The organism is Devosia sp. ZW T5_3, from assembly GCF_044987315.1.
Classification (GTDB): Bacteria; Pseudomonadota; Alphaproteobacteria; order Rhizobiales; family Devosiaceae; genus Devosia.
Map to the genome: position 1 here is coordinate 1 of NZ_JBJDRE010000059.1, position 517 is coordinate 517.

General features: G+C 70.2%; 1 protein-coding gene. It reads right to left on the bottom strand.

The window, feature by feature from the left end; translation table 11 throughout:
* Positions 1-116: 116 nt before the first annotated feature.
* Positions 117-517 (bottom strand): prealbumin-like fold domain-containing protein (locus tag ACI3KW_RS23255; protein ID WP_404850062.1); only part of this gene is annotated, 401 nt, incomplete at its 5' end.

Genomic DNA, 517 nt, shown 5'->3' on the forward strand with positions numbered 1-517 from the left:
CTCACATCACAGAGCGCTCCCCGGCATCCGACGCCCACGCCGCATCCCGACCCCGGCCACCCGATCCCGGCAGACCGCCGACAGGGCCGCTGCGCAACCGCAGCGGCCCTCGACTCTCAGCGCTTCGAGGCGCTCACTCGCCTCCGGACGACGGCACCGACCGTAACGGCAGCGCCGCTGAGAAGAAGAGCGAACGCGATCAGCGCCAGGCTGCGGCCATCGCCACCACCCGTGAGCGCGAGCTCAAACGGCGTCGCAGGAGGAGTCGGCGTGACGACCGGAGCCGGCGTCTTCTCGTTGACGATCTGCCCGAAGCTCACGACCTGATGCTCGGCGTCGATCGTCGCGGTGAAGGTCTCGTCGGTGCGCTCGTACCCCTGCGGCGCCTTGGTCTCGGTCAGGGTGTACGTCCCGGCCGGAAGCCCACTGACGCTCAGGATGCCGTCGGCCTCAGCCTCGTCGCCCTGCCCGCCGTCGACCACGGTGATGTCGCCGAGCGGACCAGACAGGAGCCACT